We start from the raw sequence: 21,343 nt of genomic DNA, 5'->3' as shown, positions 1-21,343 counted from the left end.
GGAGCTAAAACACTGATTAGCTTTCGGTCTTTTAGATCCAAGGCTGGAATGGAGGTTTGTATGAAAGTAGTAATTCTCGCGGGAGGCTTTGGTACTCGCATAAGTGAAGAAACGCATTTACGACCTAAGCCAATGATAGAGATCGGCGACGCACCGATTATATGGCATATTATGAAGATTTACTCTCATTACGGCTTCAACGAATTCATAGTATGTTGCGGCTACAAGGGATATATGATAAAAGAATACTTCGCCAATTATTATATACATCGTAGCGATATGACATTTGACTTTACAGCTGAGAACAAGATGATTGTACATGCAAACGATGTGGAGCCATGGAAAGTCACCGTTGTCGATACGGGGTTGCACACACAGACCGGTGGACGTATTAAGCGCATTGCGCCCTATATTGGCAATGAGCGATTTATGATGACTTACGGTGACGGAGTCAGTGACATTGATTTAACAAAACTGGTACAAATGCATGAAAACTCAGGAAAGACAGCCACATTATCCGCGATTCAACCAGCTGGGCGGTTTGGCATTCTCAATATCAATGATCGTGACGGTACAATAACTGGCTTTCATGAAAAAGCGCAAGAAGAAGGTGCTTGGGTAAACGCAGGGTTCATGGTGATGGAACCCGAAGTCTTTGATTATATTGATGGAGATTCAACGATTTTTGAGCGTGGCCCGCTTGAGCGCTTGAGCGCGGATGGCAAGCTCGGTGTATATAAGCATAACAAATTCTGGTCCTGCATGGATACGGCTCGGGATAAAGGGGCACTCGAAGCTGATTGGGCAAGTGGCAATGCGAAGTGGAAAGTATGGATGGATTAAATCATGCAATCTTTTCGGTGATCGTGCTGAGATAGTCTAAACCATCAGAGGATACCGTATATATGATGATGAACTGGATGATAAAGATAACTATAGCAAAGCGGCTATCCACCAATCAGAATGTCACACTGGTACCAACGGAAACGAATTACTTTTTACTCATCATGCAACAAACTGTGCGGAATCGTCACTTATTTATAGCGTAACTAGCATAAAGAATACTACGGTCTGGTAGTTCACTTGATTATCAGTGCATTGCCACCTTTCAATCAATTATGCCTCGGCATAATTGCGTCCGGAATCGTCTTTGTGTTTAGGCCTACGTGATGTAGGTCAGTTAGCCGTTATCTCATGGATGCGATGACTTTAGGCTAACATCCTATTTCAGAACTCCTTTCCGATTCCATGACATCCGCCGGAGGCTTTACACGAGGTTGGTCACTCAATCGTTGCCACAGGACTTGGCGTTCTTAGACTAAGTTCCTTTATTTCAGCGGGCGTTTGAACACCCGCTGAAAAATAGCTTAAATTCGCATTCATCTACCACCTATTGAGGTGGGAGACTTCTGTACTTGTCGCTATGCTTTCGGTACAAAAAAACATTTGCTGAAAGAAGTTAAAATGGATATTGAAGACGCTACATGGTTCCACAGAAACAATCAAGCAAGGCAAACCAAAACTTACAATTTACATATACCATAATCTAGAAGAGGTTTCTGAATTACCGAGGACCATACTCGGTAATTAGAATGATTATAACTTTGTGCACTGTGAACATGAGAATGGCTATTTTGACACCCTATTGTATGCGGGATAGGAGGAGAAGAAAATGCGTATTGCCGTATTTGGACTTGGATTTGTCGGGCTGACCACTGCGCTCGGTTTTGCGGACAAAGGTTTTTCTGTGTACGGATATGACATTAACAAAGAGCACTGTGCAGTGATATCCGGCGGAAAAGTCCCTTTTTTCGAGCCAGGATTGGACGACGCGCTTGCGCGAAATCTCGGAAAAGCATTCACCTTAGTGGACAGTGCAATTGAAGCGGCGTATAAGAGCGACATCTGTTTTTTCTGTGTTGGAACGCCGAGTCTACCTAACGGTAGCGCGAATTTGGAATATTTGCTATTTGCAATTGACAGAGTTCTTGAAACAGTCTCCCAAGCCTGTGTGCTTGTCGTAAAATCCACGATTCCACCGGGAACGCTTAGCGAACGAGTTACGCCGCATGTCCGTGCGAAGGGAGCAAACAATCCGATTGTGGTAAACCCGGAGTTTTTGCGCGAGGGTCGGTGCTGGGATGATTTTATGAACGCTGACAGAATTGTCTGCGGTGTGAAAGATGATACAGCAAAGAGTGTGCTTGCGGAGCTCTATATGCCGTTTGGCGCGCCGCTTCATTTTGTAGAGCCTAACACGGCTGAGTTTATTAAATATCTATCAAACTCCTTGCTTGCAACACTAATCAGCTACTCGAATGAGATGGCTCTACTCGCAGATGCAGTTGGCGGTATCGAAACGGCAAGGGCGTTTCGCATTCTGTATGAGGACAGCCGGTTTGCTGGCGCAGAAATTAGCAACTACATCTATCCCGGCTGTGGTTACGGTGGGTATTGCCTGCCAAAAGACACAGCTGCCCTTGACGCTATCGCACTAAGCCGGGGATTCACGCCGCGAATACTGGAAGGTGTAATTTCTCTTAATAACGAAATGCCAGACCTGACTGCTCGAAAAATTGCCCGTGCGACAGGCAAAAAAACTGAGAAAATCGGTATACTCGGTCTATCGTTCAAACCAGGCTCTGATGACGTCCGCGACAGCCCAGCGGTGAAGATCATCAGAACATTGATACGCGACGGTTATGTTAATATCTATACCTATGACCCACTTGCCATGCGGAAATTTCAAAGCACGTACAGACTTCCCATTACTTATTGTGAGTCAGCGTACGAGGTGTGCGAAACTTGCGGCACGGTCGCACTTGTGACCGCTTGGGATGAATTTAAAGGAATTGATAAGACCTTTTCGGATACACACTTCGTCGATTGCAGATATTTCTTAGAAAATTAAGCGTTAATTGGACTGGAGTGGCAAAACATTTGGTATAGATAAGGAATGGTGAACAATATGTCGGATAACAGAATTCTACTTGAGGACTTGCAGCGCATCATGGATGGATTAACAGAGTACGAGCGCAGCACTTTGAAAGGAAGGAAAATATTAATAACGGGCTTTGCTGGCTCCCTTGGATTTATGCTGGTACAGTTTTTTGCCCAATTTGGGCAGATACTTGGTGTAAAACGCATATACGCGCTTGATAATTATATTTTCGGAAAGCCCAAGTGGGTCCACGCAATAGAAAGCCATCCCCTGTTTACGGTGCGCGAGGGCGATGTCATTCAGGAGGATTTTTCGTTTGCCGGCGACGCGGACCTTATTTTTCATATGGCGTCACTGGCGTCTCCCGTTTACTACAGAATGCATCCAATCGAAACGATGGACGCCGACGTTGTTGGGCTGCGGCGCCTGCTTAACTTTTACAGCGGCAGAGGTATTTTCAATTTGTTGTTTTACTCTACCAGCGAGGTTTATGGCGATCCTGATCCCAAAATGGTGCCAACGCCAGAAAGCTATTGGGGCAACGTTAACAGCTCCGGACCGCGCTCCTGCTATGATGAATCAAAACGGTATGCCGAAACGCTCTGTTATAATTTTCATTATCAGAAAGCCTTTCCAGTGACGGTGTTACGGCCGTTCAATAGCTTCGGACCGGGACTACATACAAATGATAAACGCGCCCCGGCGGATTTTGCGATGAATATTTTGCAGAATGAACCGATTGTCTTGTACAGCAACGGTAAAGCGACTCGTACTTTCTGTTATTCTTCGGATACGACGCTCGCGTCGCTAAAATGCGCGTTGTACGCGCGATACGACACCTTCAATATCGGTAACGACAAGGAAGAAATGACGATTCTAGAATTAGCGGAGATATACCGTTCCGTTGGGAATTCCATCTTCGGATATAATGGGAGCATCTTATTTAGTGAGCATACAGACAAACATTACAATACAGACAGCCCACAACGCCGCTGCCCGGATTTGAGCAAAATAAAAACAGTACTGGCTTACACGCCGTCCGTAGATACGCGTACGGGAATAGAACGGTATTTGAGGTATTTAGAGATAAACGGTCATAATGGAAAATGAATCATTAAAGAGGTGTAACTATGCAAATGTCTGGGCAGAGACCGCTTGTAAGCTTTATCGTAAGTGTATACAATCTAGAGCGTTATATTGGTGCGTGTTTGGACAGTATCATTAATCAGCCCTTTGATGATTATGAAATCGTTTTGGTTAATAACAATTCTACTGACAGAAGTGATGCCATTTGCAGAGAATACGCAAAGCATAATAAACAGATACGATATTACGCGCTGACCGGTGAATCAATAATCGGCAGGGCGGTCATATACGGCACCCAAAAAGCGTTGGGGCAATATATACATTATATAGATGGCGACGATATGTTAGCTCCGGGCGCGTATGGCGAAATCGCAAATATTTTACGAAGCAGTGCTCCCGATGTGCTATTCGGGCAGTTCAGTACAGTTTTAGAGGAAAGTATCATCAATTTTACTGACAGATTTTATCAAACTGAACGTATTAACGGGCAAGATAAGGATCAAGCCCTTGAATACCTAACCGAAGTACAGCCATTTAATGTAGCAACGTGGCGACTGATTTTTTCGCGAAAATTACGGGCGAATTATAATGCGTCCATAAAACGTTTAAAGACGTCAGCAAGTATTTACCATGATGTCTACGTATCTATCCGTACTTTGCTCTCGGCGCGCTCGGTACACTATGTTGACATGTTGGTTTACTTATACCGTGTGCGTTCTTCATCAATTTCAAGGATCCCCCCGTCCAAGGCTGTTTCGGAGTGCTACAAGCTGTTGCACTCCTTGACGTTGTTGATGCGCTGTGTGGCAAAAACGGAACAAGAGCGCGGTTTTGTCCGCGTCTATATGGAGCAATTTCGTTACCAACTCATTGCTGCATTATGCACCGTAAGCAACGAACAAATAGCCGAAAGCGCCTCCGCGATAGATAGATACTTGGAGCAAAAAGATTTGAAAGATACGGACACGAGCTCGGAAGACTACGGCTGTTCTGTAATTGATACGCTGTTATCAGAGGGCACTGTGGCGGGCCTTGCCAGTTTACAAGTGCAAAACTTAAATATAATTGAGCAAATAGCCAGGAAAGTTTCAGCAAAAGAGGGACATATATATATTGCTCCGACCGGCCATATTGGTTTATATTTAAAAACTGCTTTTGAGGCAAGCAACCTTTCTTTTTCTGGTTTTTTTGACAACGATGTACAAAAAAATAGAATGTTAGCTGATGGAATTCCTGTTTACCTTCCTGCCGCTGTAAAGAAGATAGCTGGTGACAAGCCAATAACAATCCTGATTGTATCCGGATACCAAAATGTGAGGGAAGAACTCAGGACACAGTTTATCGCGCTTGGTATTGATGAAAGCGATTTGCTTTTCGTCGAATTCTAACATCTGGAGAGGTGTCTATGCCGTTTATTAGCGTTATATTGCTTACATACAACCGTGAGCAGTACCTGCCAGCTATGCTGGACTCCCTACGGAATCAGACATTTAGTGATTATGAGCTAATTCTAGTCAACAATGGTTCAACAGACGGTACAGCGGAACTCTGTACTGCTTACGCGGAAGTGGATGCGCGGGTGAAACTATTAACAATTTCGCAAAACATCGGTGCATCGTTTGGACGCAACAGCGGTCTTGCTGCTGCTACAGGCGAATATGTTATTTTTGTGGATGACGACGACCGATGCGAGCCATCGATGCTCTCGTTTCTCGCCGATCTTGCACGCGAAGAGAATGCCGACATTGCTATGTGTGGAAGCTATAACGATTTCGGGGATAGGCTGGAGCCGAACTTCATTTGCAATGTTCGGTTCGTTTTTGACAGATTACAGGGATTAAGAGAGTTATTAAACCGTCGCCTTTACAACGCCGCGCCACCACCCAAAATCTTTCGGCGCAGTTTGTGGACGGGACTGTCATTCCCGGACAATGTAATGGTGGACGATATTCACGTTATCTACAAGGTATTTGAGCGAGCGGAGCGAATAGCTGTGTGGAATATCGCGAAGTATTATTTTAGGAAGCACTCGTCCAACATGACGGCGTTTATACATAACAAGCAGATGACGCCGGAGTTGCTTGATGAGTATTTGGCGATGTATCAAACACGGGCAGAATACCTCTCCAAACGTGCACCGGAAATTGTTGAAGATATTGAAAAATCTTTGTTCGCTTTTATGCAACGTATGTGTGAGAACATCAAATCAAACCACTTTATGGGCTTTGAAAAGCAACTAGAATATATGACGAATTACCTAGCTGATAAGGGAGTGTAAAAAAATGCAGTCGCCAAAAGATATGTTTCCAAATTGATAGAACCGACGCCTGCACGTTGGCAGATTCAAATTGTACACGCATTTGTGGTAACTACAAGAAGTCTCTTAATGTACAAAGAAACATTCTGTATAAACCCACATAATCTATAGGAGCTGGGGAAAAAACGTTTTATGAAAATATTTTTATGCTTAGGGGATGATGTTGCTTGAAAAAGTGTATTTTCTACACATATGCTTATAATGCAGAAAAAACGATGGCGCGCGCGATTGAAAGCGTTATTGCCCAGACTGAGCAGAATTGGGTTTGGTATTTATTAGATAATGCTTCGACAGATGGAACGGGCGAAATCATAAAACAATATGCTTCCAAAGATTCGCGAATTATTGCGCTTAGAAACAACCAGAATCATGTTCATGAAAAAGGACATAGTTGGACAGAAATCATTGAGAATTATGACGAAGGCGATTATTTCTGTTTTCTCGATGCAGACGATGAATATAAAACGAATTTCTTAACGAACATGGTACGATTTATATCAAATTACAATCTCGACGTTGCCGCTTGTGGACATGATTTTATCGATGAAACAAACAAGGATCTCATTGCTGTTCGAAGATTGGATCAAAACCTCATATTAGATACACCAGAAATGTTTAACACATATTTTTCTGATTATCATCAGTTTATGAGGACAGTATGGTGCAAACTTTACAAGGTGTCGGTTTTACGCAGGTTTGATTTTTCACGTATGCCAAGTATGCACTACGGTGCAGATACACTGTTTACAATTGAAAACTTTCGTAATGCCAGCCGTGTCGGAATCCTCGCAGACTCATTACATAAATACTATATGAATCCAAAATCTTCTTCGTATCAGTTAGACGCTACTCGTATTACTTGCGACCGTATACTTGACGATATAGCACGCGCGTTTCTGATTGACAAGTGCGGAGCCATCAGCCCGCAAAACGAACAGTTTCTTCATGTTGTCTACTATAACGGAATAAACGACACGATAGCCATTATATTTAAGGAAACCTTGACAAACTATGCAAAACTGCAAACCCTATATGATGTATTAACCCACGAAAAAACCAAGAAACTGTTCCAACAAATCGATTATCCTGATGAGGAGTTGGATTTACTGCGCACTCCCGTTGTAAACTGGCTTGTTCTTGCGCAAAAAAAAAATCGAGCCTACAACAGCGCTGAAATGACCGTTGAAATACTTATGACCATCTATCCACACTTATCTCAGTTTATAAAAAAAGAAACGATGAAGTATTTACTATTGAAAATTCCTGATATGATACCATATGTTCTACAAAAAGACTACAATAGCATTATTAAACGTTTTCAATCTTGGTATAAAACCCGTAATGTAGATGATCCTTCGTTAACAGAAATGGAAATCATCGCGTATCGTGCCGTAAATAAGCCGGATGACCAGCTACTATTGCTATTTTTAGACATCAAAAAGAAACGACCTTTGTCGTCAAAAACATTGAATATTGACTCGCAAATTGCCAATCTACTCACAAAGTATCCGTTGCTCCAAAATATCAGTGACGACTTAGTAGCTATTTTTTCAAATACGGTTCGTTGGATAATGAAGGGAGATCTAAACCGTGCGTTTGATGAATTTATCTCTACTTCACAGAACACTGAAATTCCTGACACTGAAGCTTATAACTTGTTTGGTCAAAACTTGTCAGCTGCTGTAGAAAATCTCTGAGACATATATATTTCGAAAAACCCGGATATTCTATTTGTTAGATTGCTCGCACAGTTAAGAAGTAAAAGGTAAACTTGCTAAGTTCACGCAATTTAGCAGTAAACCATATACAGATTAGTGGGGGTACCGTATTAGTACCTCTTTTTAATGCCTTCAATATCTGCCCTAATATAGACCTTCATATAAATCGAAACTACAGTGTTTTTTATCTTATCTTCAACTGCTCCATAACTAGCCTCTTGTGATTTTGATGCTGTAATGAAAACACCAGTGATGTTTGAAGAAGCTTCAGATGATAAATTTGTTAAAGTTTATAATAATCTAAAATGCCTATTATATCCGATTCAACAAAACGTCATTTTCCATTTACAAGAGAAAGAGCTACCTCATTGAAAATCTTTAAAAAATGGTTCTCATCAACAATTCATCTAACTGATAACGAGGCAAATAGAGAAGATGCGTGGTATTTGTATTTAAAAGGTGAAAGCGAGTTAGATATCCTTTACATAGAGATTTTTCAAAAGATTGAAACGTTATAAAGGTAGATTTTTATATATTCGCACTCAAAAACCAGCGTATCCGAAAATTCTCGAATACGCTTTTAATTTGATAAAAACCACAATCAAGTTAAACAAAGCAGTCATAAAAATGTATACGCTTCAACTTTATGTCCATTACGACCAATTGTTGTCTTTGCCTGTGATAGTGAATTTAAAATGGCTTCCTCAGTTGCTTCTGCAGCTGCAGCGAATAATTGATTCATGATAGGATGTTCCTCTCGTAGCTGTGTACGTGTTTCAACAAGCTGATCTGATTTATGAGCGATATGGTGGGCTGTCGTAAAGCCAATGACAATGTCTCCGCTGCCATGTGAAAAATGACTACCTGTACGTCCTAGGCCGACACCACAGCGTTTAATGACACGTTTCAGTTGACGACTACTGAGCGGAGCGTCTGTGGCAAGTACGATAATAATGGAGCCATCTGTCGGAGATAATGTCGATTCTTTTTGTGCGTTTGCAGTAAAATATTGATGTGCTAAAAACTCTGAGCTTTGCCCGAAATTACTAAGGACCATACAGCCTATCGTATAGTTCGATGACTCATGTGTTACGATTCGAGAAGATGAGCCAATCCCACCTTTGTAGCCGAAGCACATCATCCCTTTTCCAGCACCCACTGCTCCCTCATCTACCGTTTCATTTGACGCCTTGCGAATCGCCTCTACAGCATGCTCAGGTGTGATTGGACATTCTCGAATGGAATTTAAAAAACTATCATTACATTCCCCAACAACGATATTGATAGTTCCTGTCGAATGCCCTATTTCACTATTAGCATCTAGCATATATTGCAGCGTTCCCTGAGCTACAGCTGGAACACCAAAAGTATTCGTTAGCATAATTGGTGATTCAATAACCCCAAGCTCATTTATTTGCACGAGCCCTGTCGTTTTACCAAAGCCATTAATAACATAACTTGCAGCAGTAACCTTTTGCTGAAATAAATTTCCTCCATGGGGTAAAATAGCGGTTACTCCTGTACATGCATAAGCGCCGTCTCGATTAATTTTCTCATCGAGCGTCACATGCCCTACACATACGCCAGCTACATCCGTAATGCAATTTTTCTCACCTGTTGCTAACGTACCAATTACAACCCCCATTTCACGTACTTTACTAGGCATATTACTCCCCCTTCTGAATAGCCAACTTTACAGCAGCCTGTGCATGGAGAATTGTTGTATCAAAAACAGGGATATTAACATCTTCCTGTTTAATAAGTAATCCAATCTCTGTGCAGCCTAATATAATTCCTTGTGCTCCTGATTGCACAAGGTTTCTAATCACCTGTAAAAAATAGTCCTTCGACGTTTGTTCAATTCGACCCAAGCATAATTCTTCATAAATGATACGATTGACCTCAGCACGATCCTCCGCATGCGGAACAAGCACTTCAATGCCAAATCCCTCTACTCTAGCTCGGTAGAAATCTTGCTCCATCGTGTACTTTGTCCCAAGAAGAGCAACTTTCTGTAATCTCGCTTCTTCTATTTGATTGGCTGTTGCATCCGCTATATGTAAAATTGGAATTACGACTTTCGCAGCAATGAAATCGATTACCTTGTGCATTGTATTTGTACAAATAATTATAAAATCAGCCCCCGCACGCTCTAAACATTGCGCTGCTTCTGAAAGCACTTGACCTGCCTTCTCCCACGCTCCCTCAGCTTGATAATGTTCAATTTCCTGAAAATCTACACTATACAAAATACATTTTGCTGAATGTAAACCACCTAATTGTTGCTTTACTTCTTCATTCATAAGACGGTAATACTCAGCAGAAGACTCCCAGCTCATACCACCAATCATGCCAATAGTTTTCACGAAAACCCCTCCTTTTATTTTATTATTATACTAAAATCTTCAGATAAATAAGGGAATTTTCAAAAAAATAAACTTAACATTTTAAAAACCTTGTTCTTCCATTTCTTCGGCTTTTCTTTTCAAAAATAGTAAGTATCTAATTAATAAGATAGGGATAGAGGAAGCAACAAGATTTATACCGATAAAAAACAAACTTGCCTCCTTAAAATCAATGCATATGGAATACACAAAGCCAATTAAACCACAAATGAGCAATACTACTATAGAAGGAAACCTAGGACATATAAACGTGATCATTCCTGCAAATATCATCATTACCATAACCATTACAAGAAAATGCCAATACAAAAGAACGTAAAATCCCATACAAAACCTCCTGTTCAATTCATTTTTCTTTGTTAATCTTACTCGATAAAATTTCGACATATTCCTGTATGGAGTATAACAAGCATCTAGTATCTCCTTTACTGCACCGGCCTTCGAACAAGATATTTCAACTATTGTAAAAATATTTCAACAAAATTTTATTTCTATAATTCAGTATTTTCTAAAAGTGGATATATTGCAAAAAAACAGTGTAGACTAAAACGTATTGAGATTGGAGGTAAGCAAGATGGAATGGATTTCGAATATTGTAAATGATGCTAATAATGTTTTATGGACATATATCCTCATTACACTGTTATTAGTTGCGGGATTGTATTTTTCATTTGGCACAAAGTTTGTGCAAATTCGACTTTTCCCTGAAATGTTTCGTTTAATAGTGGAAAAAAGAGAAGGAGAGTCAGGTGTTTCTCCGTTCCAAGCCTTCACGATTAGTGCAGCCTCACGTGTAGGTACTGGGAATATAACAGGCGTTGCTCTAGCTATCGGAGTAGGTGGACCTGGAGCAGTATTTTGGATGTGGATTATCGCCATTTTAGGAATGGCGACTGCCTTTATTGAAAGTACGCTTGCACAAGTGTACAAAGTAAAGGATGGCGATACATTCCGTGGTGGACCAGCCTATTATATGGAAAAAGCGTTAGGTCAACGTAAATTAGGGGTCATTTTTGGTATCCTTTTAACGTTGTGCTTCGGCTTTATATTTAATGCAGTTCAATCGAATACGATTGCAACTTCTGTAGGTGAGGCATTTCATATTAAGCCTTCTATCATTGGTATTATGCTCGTTGTGTTAACGGCCATGATTATTTTTGGTGGCGTACATAGAATTGTAAAAGTTACGCAAGTACTTGTACCCGTGATGGCAGTTTTCTATTTAGCAGTAGCCCTTTTTGTTGTTGTAACAAATCTGTCTGAAATACCTGCCGTTTTCAAGCTGATTTTCACAGAAGCGTTCGGTCTTCGTGAAGCAGCTGGTGGAGCGATTGGAATCGCTATTATGCAAGGCGTACGTCGTGGATTGTTTTCAAATGAAGCCGGTATGGGTAGTGTTCCTAATGCCGCAGCTACAGCAAATACTTCACATCCTGCGAAGCAAGGACTTGTGCAAAGCTTAGGTGTATTTTTTGATACAATTATGATTTGTTCTGCGACAGCGTTTATTATTATTTTAGCAGGTCTATATAATACTGGTGAAAGTAATGGAATTATTCTTACACAAAATTCCTTAGCTGTACATGTAGGTAGCTGGGCTCCTTACTTTATCGCCATTGCTATTATTTTCTTCGCCTTTAGTTCGATCGTTGGAAACTACTATTACGGTGAATCTAATATTGAGTTTATGAATGCTCATAAAGGTTGGATGTTTGGCTACCGTATTATAGTTCTTGCAATGGTGATGTTTGGTTCTCTTGCGCAAGTAGAGCTTGTGTGGAACTTAGCAGATCTCTTCATGGGATTAATGGCTTTAATCAATATTACAGTCATCCTGTTACTTGGTAAAATTGCCTTCCGTGTTTTAGACGACTTTACTATGCAACGGAAAACTGGCAAAAATCCTGTGTTTTATGCAAAATCAATCCCAACATTGAAAAATACAGAATGCTGGGAAGAAGAAGATCGATAATTAGCCAAAAACGCCATTCCTTCATTGGAATGGCGTTTTTGGCTATTCTTTTAATATTTAAATTGACTAATTAGCTGTTTTAGCTCATCTGCCATATGCGCAAGCGCTTGTGCAGAAGCATTAATCTCTTCCATTGAAGCTAATTGTTCCTCTGTAGATGCTGCAACGTCCTCTGAAGCAGCTGCATTTCCTCGTGCGGAGAATGCCAAATCCTCCGTAACAGCTGTTACCTCTTGTACACTTGCTGACATTTGTTCAGAGGCAGAAGATACCTCTTCCATTTTTGGGGTAATTTTATCCATGCTTGTATTAATCACTTGGAATTTCGTGATAGCTTCATCCGATACTTGTAGTCCATTTTCAACATCCTCTGTCACTTTTGCCATAATGTTTACAGATTGTTCTGTTTCTAATTGAATACCATGAATGAGCTCGAAAATTTGCTGTGCAGATTCCTGCGATTGCTCCGCCAATTTTCTTACTTCATCAGCAACAACTGCAAAGCCTTTTCCGTGCTCCCCTGCTCTTGCTGCCTCAATTGCTGCATTGAGAGCAAGTAAATTCGTTTGATCTGCAATACTTGTAATCACATCTAAAATGGATGTAATTTGCTTAGAGCGCTCATGTAGTGTTTGAATTTTCGTGTTTGAATCGGTCACCGATACATGAATAGACTGCATTTGATCTTTTGTATTTTGAACTGCATGTCCACCTTCATCTGCTTGTAGTGTTGCATGCTGCGAAAGATCCGTCACAGTAGAAGAGATCTCTGCAATATGAAGAATGGCCTTCGAAAGCTCCTGTAAAGATTCTGCATTTTTGTTAGCACTCGTCGTTTGCGTGTCAGCACTCGTCGCAACATCTTGTATCGAAATAGCCACTTTTTCAGTAGCAATGCTCGTTTGGTTAGCATTGGCTGTTAGCTCTTCTGCAGACGAAGCTACCTCTTCGGCATTTTGTTCAATTTTTTGAATTAGAGTTCTTAAACTGTCTTGCATATCGTTAAAGGCTTGTCCAAGCTGTCCAATCTCGTCATGAGATGTGATTGTCACTGTCTCTGTTAAATCGCCTTTACTAATCGTGACTGCACTATCCTTTAGTAATCTAATCGGTTTTATAATTGCCTTTATAACAAAAAAGAAAACAATCGAACTGATTACAATCGCAGCAATTAGGACGAGAAACGTTTTTTTCAAAATAGGTGATGCTGATTCGTCAATTTCTTTGGTGAAAATTGTCCCTGTGATTTTCCAATTTGTTAATTCATTTGTTGTATAGAACATTATACGGTCTTCACCGTCAAAGACATATTCAAACGTTCCCGATTTGTTGTCGTATATTTTGTCGAGGAAACTTTCTTTTAATTCGCCACCTGCTTCTAAAGTTGGATGCGAAATGACCAAATTATTGTCACCAAAAATAGAAGGATATCCATTTTTTCCGATTTTTATAGAATCCGAAATTTTTTGAAGGTCTGTTAATTTTAAATCAATTGCCACTACCCCAGATTGATCTTTTAACTGACGAGCAACTGTTACGACCATTTCTCCAGTACCTGCATCTATGTAAGGATTCGTAATTAAAGTCTCGCCGTTTAATGCCTTAGCCCTTTTATACCAATCTCTTTCCAAAGGATTATAATCCGCACTATTTATTTTTGGTTCTTGAATGAAAGTTCCGTCATTTGTTCCAATATAAATACTTAAAACATCTGGACTCAGCTTCATATATTCTTGAAAATTTGGTAGTATTGTGGTTTCCTTCTGTTCGTACTTAGAAGAATCTATTTCCTTGCTAAATGAAGTAATTTCGTTTATTTTTGCGCTAATGGAACTATCAATTAGCGTATTCAAAATTTTAACACTTTCATCCGCACTAAAAAGTATTTCTTCTTTTATCGAATTTTTAGCCGAAAGATACGATAAGCTCCCTACTGAAATAACTGGGATTAGTAAGATAAGAGCAAATAACATGTAGAGCTTACCCTTAAAGCTTCTAAATAATTTTTTCATGTAACAGTTCTCCTTTTATCTTCAAAATTCTTATGATCGATGAAATATCGCCCAAGGCTTTTATCGGAAGAAATACTTAAATTCAAACCCCTTTTTTCATTTTTTTGATTTAACTAGGCTTCATCATAAGCTTTCAGAAGAAAAAAATGGTATCATCTATCGACAACGAAAAATCAATGTGGAATCTATTTTTGGATTCTTAAAGAAAAATATTCCTTTTATTCGATTTCCTTTCCGTAGTAAAAATAAGGTTGAAAACGAAGTAGGTTCTGTTTTGACGCCATTAAATCTTCGTAAATACACTACCATTATTTAAAAAGGTAAAGAAAATAGAATGACTTGGTCAGAGAAATCGTGCTATTTCGATTTCTCTTTTTCTATCAATTAGTTATGTCCCAGTCTCGTTTATTAATGTTGATTGAGTACTTCAAAGATTTATCGAAACAAAATCCTGTTTTATCCGAAAAACAACCTCTTTCTATTAACAACGTTTTACCAAGGAGCCATTCTTTATTTAAAATGAAATCTTACTCTCATTGAAACAATAGTTTTTAAACAATTTGAAATGCCACCCCTCAAAGGAGGAATGGCATTTTTTCGTATGTCTATTAATATTTAAATTGACTAATTAGCTGTTTTAGTTCATCTGCCATATGCGCAAGCGCTTGTGCAGAAGCATTAATTTCTTCCATTGAAGCTAATTGTTCCTCTGTAGACGCTGCAACGTCCTCTGAAGCAGCTGCATTTCCTCGTGCGGAGAATGCCAAATCCTCCGTAACAGCTGTTACCTCTTGTACACTTGCTGACATCTGTTCAGATGCAGAAGAGACCTCTTCCATTTTAGGAGTAATTTTATCCATGCTTGTCTTAATCACTTGGAATTTAGTGATAGCTTCATCCGATACTTGTAGTCCATTTTCAACATCCTCTGTCACTTTTGCCATAATGTTTACAGATTGTTCTGTTTCTAATTGAATACCATGAATGAGCTCGAAAATTTGCTGTGCAGATTCCTGAGATTGCTCCGCCAATTTTCTTACTTCATCAGCAACAACTGCAAAGCCTTTTCCGTGCTCCCCTGCTCTTGCTGCCTCAATTGCTGCATTGAGAGCAAGTAAATTCGTTTGATCTGCAATACTTGTAATCACATCTAAAATGGATGTAATTTGCTTAGAGCGCTCATGTAGTGTTTGAATTTTCGTGTTTGAATCGGTCACCGATACATGAATAGACTGCATTTGATCTTTTGTATTTTGAACTGCATGTCCACCTTCATCTGCTTGTAGTGTTGCATGCTGCGAAAGATCCGTCACAGTAGAAGAGATCTCTGCAATATGAAGAATGGCCTTCGAAAGCTCCTGTAAAGATTCTGCATTTTTGTTAGCACTCGTCGTTTGCGTGTCAGCACTCGTCGCAACATCTTGTATCGAAATAGCCACTTTTTCAGTAGCAATGCTCGTTTGGTTAGCATTGGCTGTTAGCTCTTCTGCAGACGAAGCTACCTCTTCGGCATTTTGTTCAATTTTTTGAATTAGAGTTCTTAAACTGTCTTGCATATCGTTAAAGGCTTGTCCAAGCTGTCCAATCTCGTCATGAGATGTGATTGTCACTGTCTCTGTTAAATCGCCTTTACTAATCGTGACTGCACTATCCTTGAGCAATTTAATCGGTTTTATGATGCCCTTCAGAACAAAATAGAAAACAACCGTACTGATAACAATCGCACTAATTAACACGAGTATCGTTTGATATAAAATAGGAGATGCTGACTCGTTAATTTCATTTGTAAAAATCGTGCCGGTAATTTTCCAATTCGTCAGCTCATTCGTTGTAAAGAACATAATACGGTCATCACCGTCAAAGACATATTCAAACGTTCCCGATTTGCTGTCGTACATTTTGTCGATAAAGCTTTCATTTATTTCGCTACCCGGTTCTATAGTTGGGTGTGAAATAACCATTTTATCTTCACCAAAAATAGAAGGATATCCTTTTTTTCCGATACTAATAGAGTCCGAAACTTTTTGAAGGTTTGTCAATTTTAAATCAATTGCTACTACCCCAGATTGATCTTTAACCTGACGAGCAATTGTAACGACCATATCCCCTGTCGCTATATCCTTATACGGCTCTGTTATTAGCGTTTCTCCCTTCAAAGCCGTAGCTTCTTTATACCAATCTCTATCCAGAGGATTGTAATCAGCACTATTTGATGATGGCTCTACAAATACTGCTCCATCACTTGTTCCAAGATAAATGCTTAGAACTTCTGGATGCAACTTTATATATTGTTGAAATTTTGTTCGAACTGCAGATCCCTGCTGTTCATACATCGTAGAATTTATATCCTCACTAAACACACTAATGTCCTTTGTTTTTGCACTGATCGTATTATCAATTAACGAGTTTAAAATTTTTACACTTTCATCCGCACTAAATAGTATTTCGTCTTTTATCGAATCTTTTGCCGAAATGTACGATAAGCTTCCGACAGAAATAACTGGGATTAGTAAGATAAGAGCAAATAATGTATAGAGCTTCCCCTTAAAGTTTCCAAATAATCGTTTCATGTAATAGCTCTCCTTTTAACTTTACAAGCGTATATTTTGTGGCTTCCTTTAAAAGGAAACCGTCCCTGTTCACACATTTCCCTTCTTGGATCGATTAAATTTTCTCCTTAAGTTTTATCGGACGAAATACTAAAATTCAAACCCCCTTTTTCATTTTTTTGATTTTCCTAGCATAAATTCTTCGATTCTTGCACTTTTTCATTAAGTAGTTAAGCATAAAACCCCTATGTATCATACTTTAACTATGATGCATAGGGGCTCTTGTTGTTAATATTTAAATGTCTGAATTGATTCTTGTAGGTCTATCGCCATTTTCGCCAAATGCGTAGAGGCTGCAGCTACTTCTTCCATCGCTGCATTTTGTTCCTCAGCGGATGCCGCGACACTTTGAACATTGCTACTCGATTTCATCGACACTTCGCTAATGTAGTCGATTTCTTTTACAAGTTTTTCGATATCTTGATGGATCGTTCGAATGGCTGCTGTAACTGATTGTGCTTGTGCCTGCACGTCATTAATGGCATTGTCAATTTGTATGAAATTATCTCTTGCCACATTAACTTTTTCACGACCGGCTTTTACTGAATCATTACTGTTGATCATGTCTTCCTCGATAATTCTTGTATCCTCAGTAATTTGCCCTACGACTTTTTCAATATCTACTGCTGCTAAATTTGATTCATCTGCTAGCTTTCGTACCTCTTCTGCCACTACTGCAAAGCCCTTGCCATGCTCACCACTGCGTGCAGCTTCTATAGAGGCGTTGATAGCCAATAGATTTGTTTGAGTCGCAATATTTTTAATAACATTGACTGCTGAGACAATTGCTGCTGTATTTTCATCTAAGTCTTTAACACGAGTACTTAGTTCTGCTGTATTATCCGCAATTTCATTCATCTGTTCAATGACATTTCGAACAGATGAACGTCCTATGCTAGCCATATTTTTAGTTTCTACCGTTGCATCGTTTACATGATCAATACTCGTTGATATGTCATCCATTTTTTTCAAAATGTGTGAGGATAAGTTTCGTACATCACCTGTCAATGTATCCTGTTCCTCAATACCGTGGGCAATATCTTGGATCGATTCTGAGACAACTTCTGTTGCCTGTGTCACTTCCATACTACTCGCTGTAAGCTGCTCGGAAGTAGCTGCTACCTGCTCAGATGAATTAGCTACATGCTTCATAGTATGTCTAAGCTTTTCTGACATCGAATTAAAGGAAGCAGCCAGCTGTGCAAACTCATCCTTTGTTTTAAATTGCAGGTGTGTTTGTAAATTACCATTTGAGAATTTGTCCATCTCTACTACAGTTTGTTGAATATTTTTCGCTACTCTTCGCCCAAAAACTGTCGCAATAATAATGCTTATAAGCAAGGAAACTATTGCTAGTACAGCAATTTCTTTGCCACTTCTGTCGCCTTTTTGCTTTGTAGCCTCTATACGAGCTTGCATTTCGTCCTGCTGAGCCGTTGCCATCGTTTTCCCAAACTCAACGAGCTTGAGAGAACCTTTCCCTAAAATTGGTAATGCTAACTGCTGTGCTTGCTGTTTATCACCACTTTGAAAAAGCGGTACAATTTGATCATCTATAGGTTTTTCCCATTCCTCTAACTGCTTTAAAAATTGTTCAAAATCTGCATTTTTATGTCCGAGTTCTTCAATACGAAGAATGGATTTATGTAAGGTATCTCGTATTTCAAGATGATTGTCGAGCATATCTTTTTTCCCATATAACATATACCCTCGAATGGCTGCGTTTGCCCGAACCGTTTGGAAGGAAATATCATTATATAAATTGATTAATTCCGTGTTTTTTTCGATTTCCGCAAGTGTCTGTTTATTGTCATTTAAATAATACATTGCAATACTAGTGATTAGTAATAGAAATAAAAATACTATACCAAAAGCAAATTGCAGTTTTCGTTCTACCGTTAATCTCATACGACTCCCTCTATTCTACTATTTACATTATCTCTCTTGAGTATAGCCTAAATATATCTATCATCCTATAAGGAGTGCGCCTTTTATCATAAATTAACACTAAAATTTTACAAAAAATAAAACAAGTCTCTAAATGCCTTGACTTCTCCAACTTTTAAAAAGTTTTTATCAGCATTCAAAATGTCTTCGTCAGTAACTGGTACAGAAATGCCCAACACACCAAAAAAAGCCATCACACACTAGTGAGACGGCCCCATTTCTATCTTTGATGTTTTTTTAACATAGACTCTGTAAATGCTTGAGATTGCCCTTTTGGCACACTTAATGTTTGCCACTCAGAGCCCTTTACTTGCTTAGCAATGTAAACGATTTGACCGACATGTTGTGAATAATGAACCATTTGCCTTTCGATAGCATCTATAACAGAATGCTGTTCTCCCCTTATCGTTACAACCCTTTGTAAATCTACTTCCGTTAATCCTTGTAAAGCGTCTAAACATACTTGCCAGCCCTGTTCCCATACTGTAATGACCTCTTCTATAGTTTGTAGGCTATCCGTAAATTCATCATCACGATTTCTCGTTGCTTTCTCACCATCTGTCGTTAAAAAATCAGTCCATCTCGAGATCATATTACCAGCAACGTGTTTTACTATAACGGCAATGCTATTGGATTCCTCATTAAAAGCCCAATGTAGTTGTTCGTTATTTAATTGACAGAGAGTTTTATCGCCTAATTCTTTCATACTTTTAAACCTTTTTAGAATAACATTTAAATAAGTCTGCTCAATGCTCATTTATAAACGCCCCCGGATATTATTAAACTAAATATATGCAGTTTTTTAAACTTAGAAAATACATTGTGGATTGATTTTTATTCAATCGTCTATTTAAATGATGTTAAAATTATAAAAGATTAAATTTCGTCCATAAAAAAAAACCGTCTCTTCGTTAATCGAGACGGTTTCCTTTCATCCATTATAAATTTTCATCAATATATGTTTCTATATCTGATACAATTGTGTCAATTGGCACATCATCCGCATTCTTTGCAAATCCTGAATACATTTTTACGATTACGCCATCTTTATCAACTAAGAAAAATTGATTTCCGTGTATTACTTGGTCGGTATTAGGATCATCTTTTACTAATATTTTCGTTGATTTAACTGCAAACTGCTCGATATACTTTTGTGAATATCCAGTAAGAAGATTCCATTTCGATTTATCCGGAACATTATATTTACCCAAATAATCAGCTAATACTTGTGGCTTATCCACATCAGGATCAATTGAAAACGCAACAATATTATAATTCTCTACACCTTTTTTCTTTAGCTTTTCCTGAACTTGCGTCATATTAAAGGTCATTGGTGGGCAAATTGATCTACAATTTGTGAAAATATACATACCAATCCACGGTTTTCCTTTTAAGCTGTCTAAAGAAACTTTATCCCCGCGTTGATTAACATGTTCAAAATCTGGTAATTCCAAGCTATAATCTGCTTTAAATTTTGTATTTCCACACGCACTGAGCACTGCTGCTAATGCAAAAAGTAGAACAAGCCCAATTATTTTATTTTTCATCTTTAACACGCTCCCCACTACTACCCCCATCCTATCGTACGATGTCACTATTGACAAGGACACTCAAGTGACATCTTTCGTACATCTTTGTGAAATCGATTTCACTTTAAGGAAACAAGTGCATCATGAATTGCATCTAATTTAACTTCTACTCGGTGCAGTAAATAAAACGACACTAAAATAGGAAAACCGATATCCGATATCATGTTTAACCACTGTTCCATATTATCCCCTCCTTCGCAAGATAAACTATTACTGAAAATGGTCCTTGCAGTACATTCTGCAAAGACCATTCCATGATTATTCGATCCCTAAATCAAATTCTGTTACTTGTCGGTCAACGATACGAGCTCCGCTCATCGCAACTAGAGTGCCAGCTTGTCCATCAAAAACGTTTTTAGCGATCATTTTTTTCATTACCTTCTGAATGTCTTCTGTTGTTAATTTTGGCTTCGGCGCATCAATAGAAAATGTGGCCTTTTTCCCTGCTGATGTTTCAAATTGTAGCTCTAAAACTTGTGTCATAACTTTCCCTCCTTAGGATAATTCTGTTGTTTCTAGTTTTACTATACTGTCTAGTGCGTGTGAAGATAGACTTGCAATGGCATATGCTACCTCTACTAAATCCTCTGCCGTATGCGAGCCGTTTAAATTGCGGTACGTCTTTGTTGTGAACATGGGCTCGTTTTGTGCATTGTGCCTATCGACATACTTTAAGCGCAGTGTAGCGCCTACAAAATTGACTTTTGCCATGAGGGTCACCTCCTTTCTACACAATATATACCGACT

At 39.2% G+C, this 21,343-nt stretch carries 19 protein-coding genes; 8 read left to right on the top strand and 11 right to left on the bottom strand.

The window, feature by feature from the left end:
• Nucleotides 1-60: 60 nt before the first annotated feature.
• From rfbF to MWJ95_RS02365, 6 genes are all read left to right on the top strand, one after another.
• Nucleotides 61-843 (top strand): glucose-1-phosphate cytidylyltransferase, encoded by a 783-nt coding sequence (gene rfbF, locus MWJ95_RS02390; protein ID WP_249072003.1) that lies wholly within the window; start codon nucleotides 61-63, stop codon nucleotides 841-843.
• A gap of 829 nt (nucleotides 844-1,672) precedes the next feature.
• Complete coding sequence (locus MWJ95_RS02385) at nucleotides 1,673-2,911, top strand: UDP-glucose dehydrogenase family protein (RefSeq protein WP_249072001.1); 1,239 nt, start codon at nucleotides 1,673-1,675, stop codon at nucleotides 2,909-2,911.
• 99 nt (nucleotides 2,912-3,010) lie between these two features.
• Nucleotides 3,011-4,051 (top strand): NAD-dependent epimerase/dehydratase family protein, encoded by a 1,041-nt coding sequence (locus MWJ95_RS02380; protein ID WP_249103977.1) that lies wholly within the window; start codon nucleotides 3,011-3,013, stop codon nucleotides 4,049-4,051.
• 20 nt (nucleotides 4,052-4,071) lie between these two features.
• Nucleotides 4,072-5,415, top strand: coding sequence for a glycosyltransferase family 2 protein (locus MWJ95_RS02375; RefSeq protein WP_249071998.1), 1,344 nt, complete (start codon nucleotides 4,072-4,074; stop codon nucleotides 5,413-5,415).
• Between the two features lie 17 nt (nucleotides 5,416-5,432).
• Complete coding sequence (locus MWJ95_RS02370) at nucleotides 5,433-6,305, top strand: glycosyltransferase family 2 protein (RefSeq protein ID WP_249071995.1); 873 nt, start codon at nucleotides 5,433-5,435, stop codon at nucleotides 6,303-6,305.
• A 206-nt stretch (nucleotides 6,306-6,511) separates the two neighbouring features.
• Nucleotides 6,512-8,041: a glycosyltransferase family 2 protein gene (locus MWJ95_RS02365; RefSeq protein WP_249103976.1), complete on the top strand. Its 1,530-nt coding sequence runs from the start codon at nucleotides 6,512-6,514 to the stop codon at nucleotides 8,039-8,041.
• 640 nt (nucleotides 8,042-8,681) lie between these two features.
• Here the strand turns inward: MWJ95_RS02365 and MWJ95_RS02360 are convergent.
• The 3 genes from MWJ95_RS02360 to MWJ95_RS02350 all read right to left on the bottom strand — a co-directional run bounded on the left by MWJ95_RS02360 (nucleotide 8,682) and on the right by MWJ95_RS02350 (nucleotide 10,794).
• Nucleotides 8,682-9,728: a DmpA family aminopeptidase gene (locus MWJ95_RS02360; RefSeq protein ID WP_249103973.1), complete on the bottom strand. Its 1,047-nt coding sequence runs from the start codon at nucleotides 9,726-9,728 to the stop codon at nucleotides 8,682-8,684.
• 1 nt (nucleotide 9,729) lies between these two features.
• On the bottom strand, nucleotides 9,730-10,428 hold the full coding sequence (locus MWJ95_RS02355) for an aspartate/glutamate racemase family protein (protein ID WP_249071989.1): 699 nt from the start codon (nucleotides 10,426-10,428) through the stop codon (nucleotides 9,730-9,732).
• Between the two features lie 81 nt (nucleotides 10,429-10,509).
• The gene (locus MWJ95_RS02350; RefSeq protein ID WP_249071988.1) at nucleotides 10,510-10,794 is read right to left on the bottom strand and encodes a hypothetical protein; all 285 of its coding nucleotides are present in this window, start codon (nucleotides 10,792-10,794) and stop codon (nucleotides 10,510-10,512) included.
• 247 nt (nucleotides 10,795-11,041) lie between these two features.
• Between MWJ95_RS02350 and MWJ95_RS02345 the strand changes: the two genes are divergently transcribed.
• A complete protein-coding gene (locus tag MWJ95_RS02345; protein ID WP_249071986.1) occupies nucleotides 11,042-12,439 on the top strand; it encodes an alanine/glycine:cation symporter family protein in 1,398 nt (465 codons plus the stop codon).
• 50 nt (nucleotides 12,440-12,489) lie between these two features.
• Here MWJ95_RS02345 and MWJ95_RS02340 read toward each other — a convergent pair whose 3' ends face one another.
• Nucleotides 12,490-14,451 carry a methyl-accepting chemotaxis protein gene (locus tag MWJ95_RS02340; RefSeq protein ID WP_249103971.1) on the bottom strand — a complete coding sequence of 654 codons (1,962 nt, stop codon included), beginning with the start codon at nucleotides 14,449-14,451 and terminating at the stop codon, nucleotides 12,490-12,492.
• A 46-nt stretch (nucleotides 14,452-14,497) separates the two neighbouring features.
• On the opposite strand from MWJ95_RS02340, the gene MWJ95_RS02335 reads away from it, so the two are divergent.
• A complete protein-coding gene (locus MWJ95_RS02335; RefSeq protein ID WP_308221855.1) occupies nucleotides 14,498-14,767 on the top strand; it encodes a transposase in 270 nt (89 codons plus the stop codon).
• Between the two features lie 292 nt (nucleotides 14,768-15,059).
• Here MWJ95_RS02335 and MWJ95_RS02330 read toward each other — a convergent pair whose 3' ends face one another.
• From MWJ95_RS02330 to MWJ95_RS02300, 7 genes are all read right to left on the bottom strand, one after another.
• Nucleotides 15,060-17,021, bottom strand: coding sequence for a methyl-accepting chemotaxis protein (locus tag MWJ95_RS02330; protein WP_249103968.1), 1,962 nt, complete (start codon nucleotides 17,019-17,021; stop codon nucleotides 15,060-15,062).
• A 267-nt stretch (nucleotides 17,022-17,288) separates the two neighbouring features.
• Nucleotides 17,289-18,968 (bottom strand): methyl-accepting chemotaxis protein, encoded by a 1,680-nt coding sequence (locus MWJ95_RS02325; protein WP_249071978.1) that lies wholly within the window; start codon nucleotides 18,966-18,968, stop codon nucleotides 17,289-17,291.
• A 259-nt stretch (nucleotides 18,969-19,227) separates the two neighbouring features.
• Entirely contained in the window at nucleotides 19,228-19,764 is a 537-nt protein-coding gene (locus MWJ95_RS02320; RefSeq protein ID WP_249071976.1) for a DUF1572 family protein, read from the bottom strand.
• Between the two features lie 181 nt (nucleotides 19,765-19,945).
• Nucleotides 19,946-20,554: an SCO family protein gene (locus MWJ95_RS02315; protein ID WP_249071974.1), complete on the bottom strand. Its 609-nt coding sequence runs from the start codon at nucleotides 20,552-20,554 to the stop codon at nucleotides 19,946-19,948.
• Nucleotides 20,555-20,655: 101 nt separating this feature from the next.
• Complete coding sequence (locus MWJ95_RS02310) at nucleotides 20,656-20,778, bottom strand: YvrJ family protein (protein ID WP_082337366.1); 123 nt, start codon at nucleotides 20,776-20,778, stop codon at nucleotides 20,656-20,658.
• 76 nt (nucleotides 20,779-20,854) lie between these two features.
• Nucleotides 20,855-21,079 (bottom strand): DUF2922 domain-containing protein, encoded by a 225-nt coding sequence (locus MWJ95_RS02305; protein ID WP_249071972.1) that lies wholly within the window; start codon nucleotides 21,077-21,079, stop codon nucleotides 20,855-20,857.
• Between the two features lie 12 nt (nucleotides 21,080-21,091).
• Nucleotides 21,092-21,307, bottom strand: coding sequence for a DUF1659 domain-containing protein (locus MWJ95_RS02300; protein WP_249071969.1), 216 nt, complete (start codon nucleotides 21,305-21,307; stop codon nucleotides 21,092-21,094).
• Nucleotides 21,308-21,343 lie beyond the last annotated feature (36 nt).

Origin of the sequence: Lysinibacillus sp. Bpr_S20 (genome assembly GCF_023337835.1) — a bacterium.
Taxonomy (GTDB): Bacteria; Bacillota; Bacilli; order Bacillales_A; family Planococcaceae; genus Lysinibacillus.
This window is presented reverse-complemented; position numbering and strand designations above follow the sequence as displayed.

What these genes read in the sequence shown, in the direction of transcription:
- MWJ95_RS02370 (WP_249071995.1), top strand. Translation starts at nt 5,433, where the DNA reads ATGCCGTTTATTAGCGTTATATTGCTTACATACAACCGTGAGCAGTAC.
- MWJ95_RS02385 (WP_249072001.1), top strand. Translation starts at nt 1,673, where the DNA reads ATGCGTATTGCCGTATTTGGACTTGGATTTGTCGGGCTGACCACTGCG.
- MWJ95_RS02360 (WP_249103973.1), bottom strand. Translation starts at nt 9,728, where the DNA reads ATGCCTAGTAAAGTACGTGAAATGGGGGTTGTAATTGGTACGTTAGCA.
- MWJ95_RS02310 (WP_082337366.1), bottom strand. Translation starts at nt 20,778, where the DNA reads ATGGAACAGTGGTTAAACATGATATCGGATATCGGTTTTCCTATTTTA.
- MWJ95_RS02300 (WP_249071969.1), bottom strand. Translation starts at nt 21,307, where the DNA reads ATGGCAAAAGTCAATTTTGTAGGCGCTACACTGCGCTTAAAGTATGTC.
- MWJ95_RS02305 (WP_249071972.1), bottom strand. Translation starts at nt 21,079, where the DNA reads ATGACACAAGTTTTAGAGCTACAATTTGAAACATCAGCAGGGAAAAAG.
- MWJ95_RS02375 (WP_249071998.1), top strand. Translation starts at nt 4,072, where the DNA reads ATGCAAATGTCTGGGCAGAGACCGCTTGTAAGCTTTATCGTAAGTGTA.
- MWJ95_RS02325 (WP_249071978.1), bottom strand. Translation starts at nt 18,968, where the DNA reads ATGAGATTAACGGTAGAACGAAAACTGCAATTTGCTTTTGGTATAGTA.
- MWJ95_RS02330 (WP_249103968.1), bottom strand. Translation starts at nt 17,021, where the DNA reads ATGAAACGATTATTTGGAAACTTTAAGGGGAAGCTCTATACATTATTT.
- MWJ95_RS02315 (WP_249071974.1), bottom strand. Translation starts at nt 20,554, where the DNA reads ATGAAAAATAAAATAATTGGGCTTGTTCTACTTTTTGCATTAGCAGCA.
- MWJ95_RS02340 (WP_249103971.1), bottom strand. Translation starts at nt 14,451, where the DNA reads ATGAAAAAATTATTTAGAAGCTTTAAGGGTAAGCTCTACATGTTATTT.
- MWJ95_RS02345 (WP_249071986.1), top strand. Translation starts at nt 11,042, where the DNA reads ATGGAATGGATTTCGAATATTGTAAATGATGCTAATAATGTTTTATGG.
- MWJ95_RS02350 (WP_249071988.1), bottom strand. Translation starts at nt 10,794, where the DNA reads ATGGGATTTTACGTTCTTTTGTATTGGCATTTTCTTGTAATGGTTATG.
- rfbF (WP_249072003.1), top strand. Translation starts at nt 61, where the DNA reads ATGAAAGTAGTAATTCTCGCGGGAGGCTTTGGTACTCGCATAAGTGAA.
- MWJ95_RS02380 (WP_249103977.1), top strand. Translation starts at nt 3,011, where the DNA reads ATGGATGGATTAACAGAGTACGAGCGCAGCACTTTGAAAGGAAGGAAA.
- MWJ95_RS02320 (WP_249071976.1), bottom strand. Translation starts at nt 19,764, where the DNA reads ATGAGCATTGAGCAGACTTATTTAAATGTTATTCTAAAAAGGTTTAAA.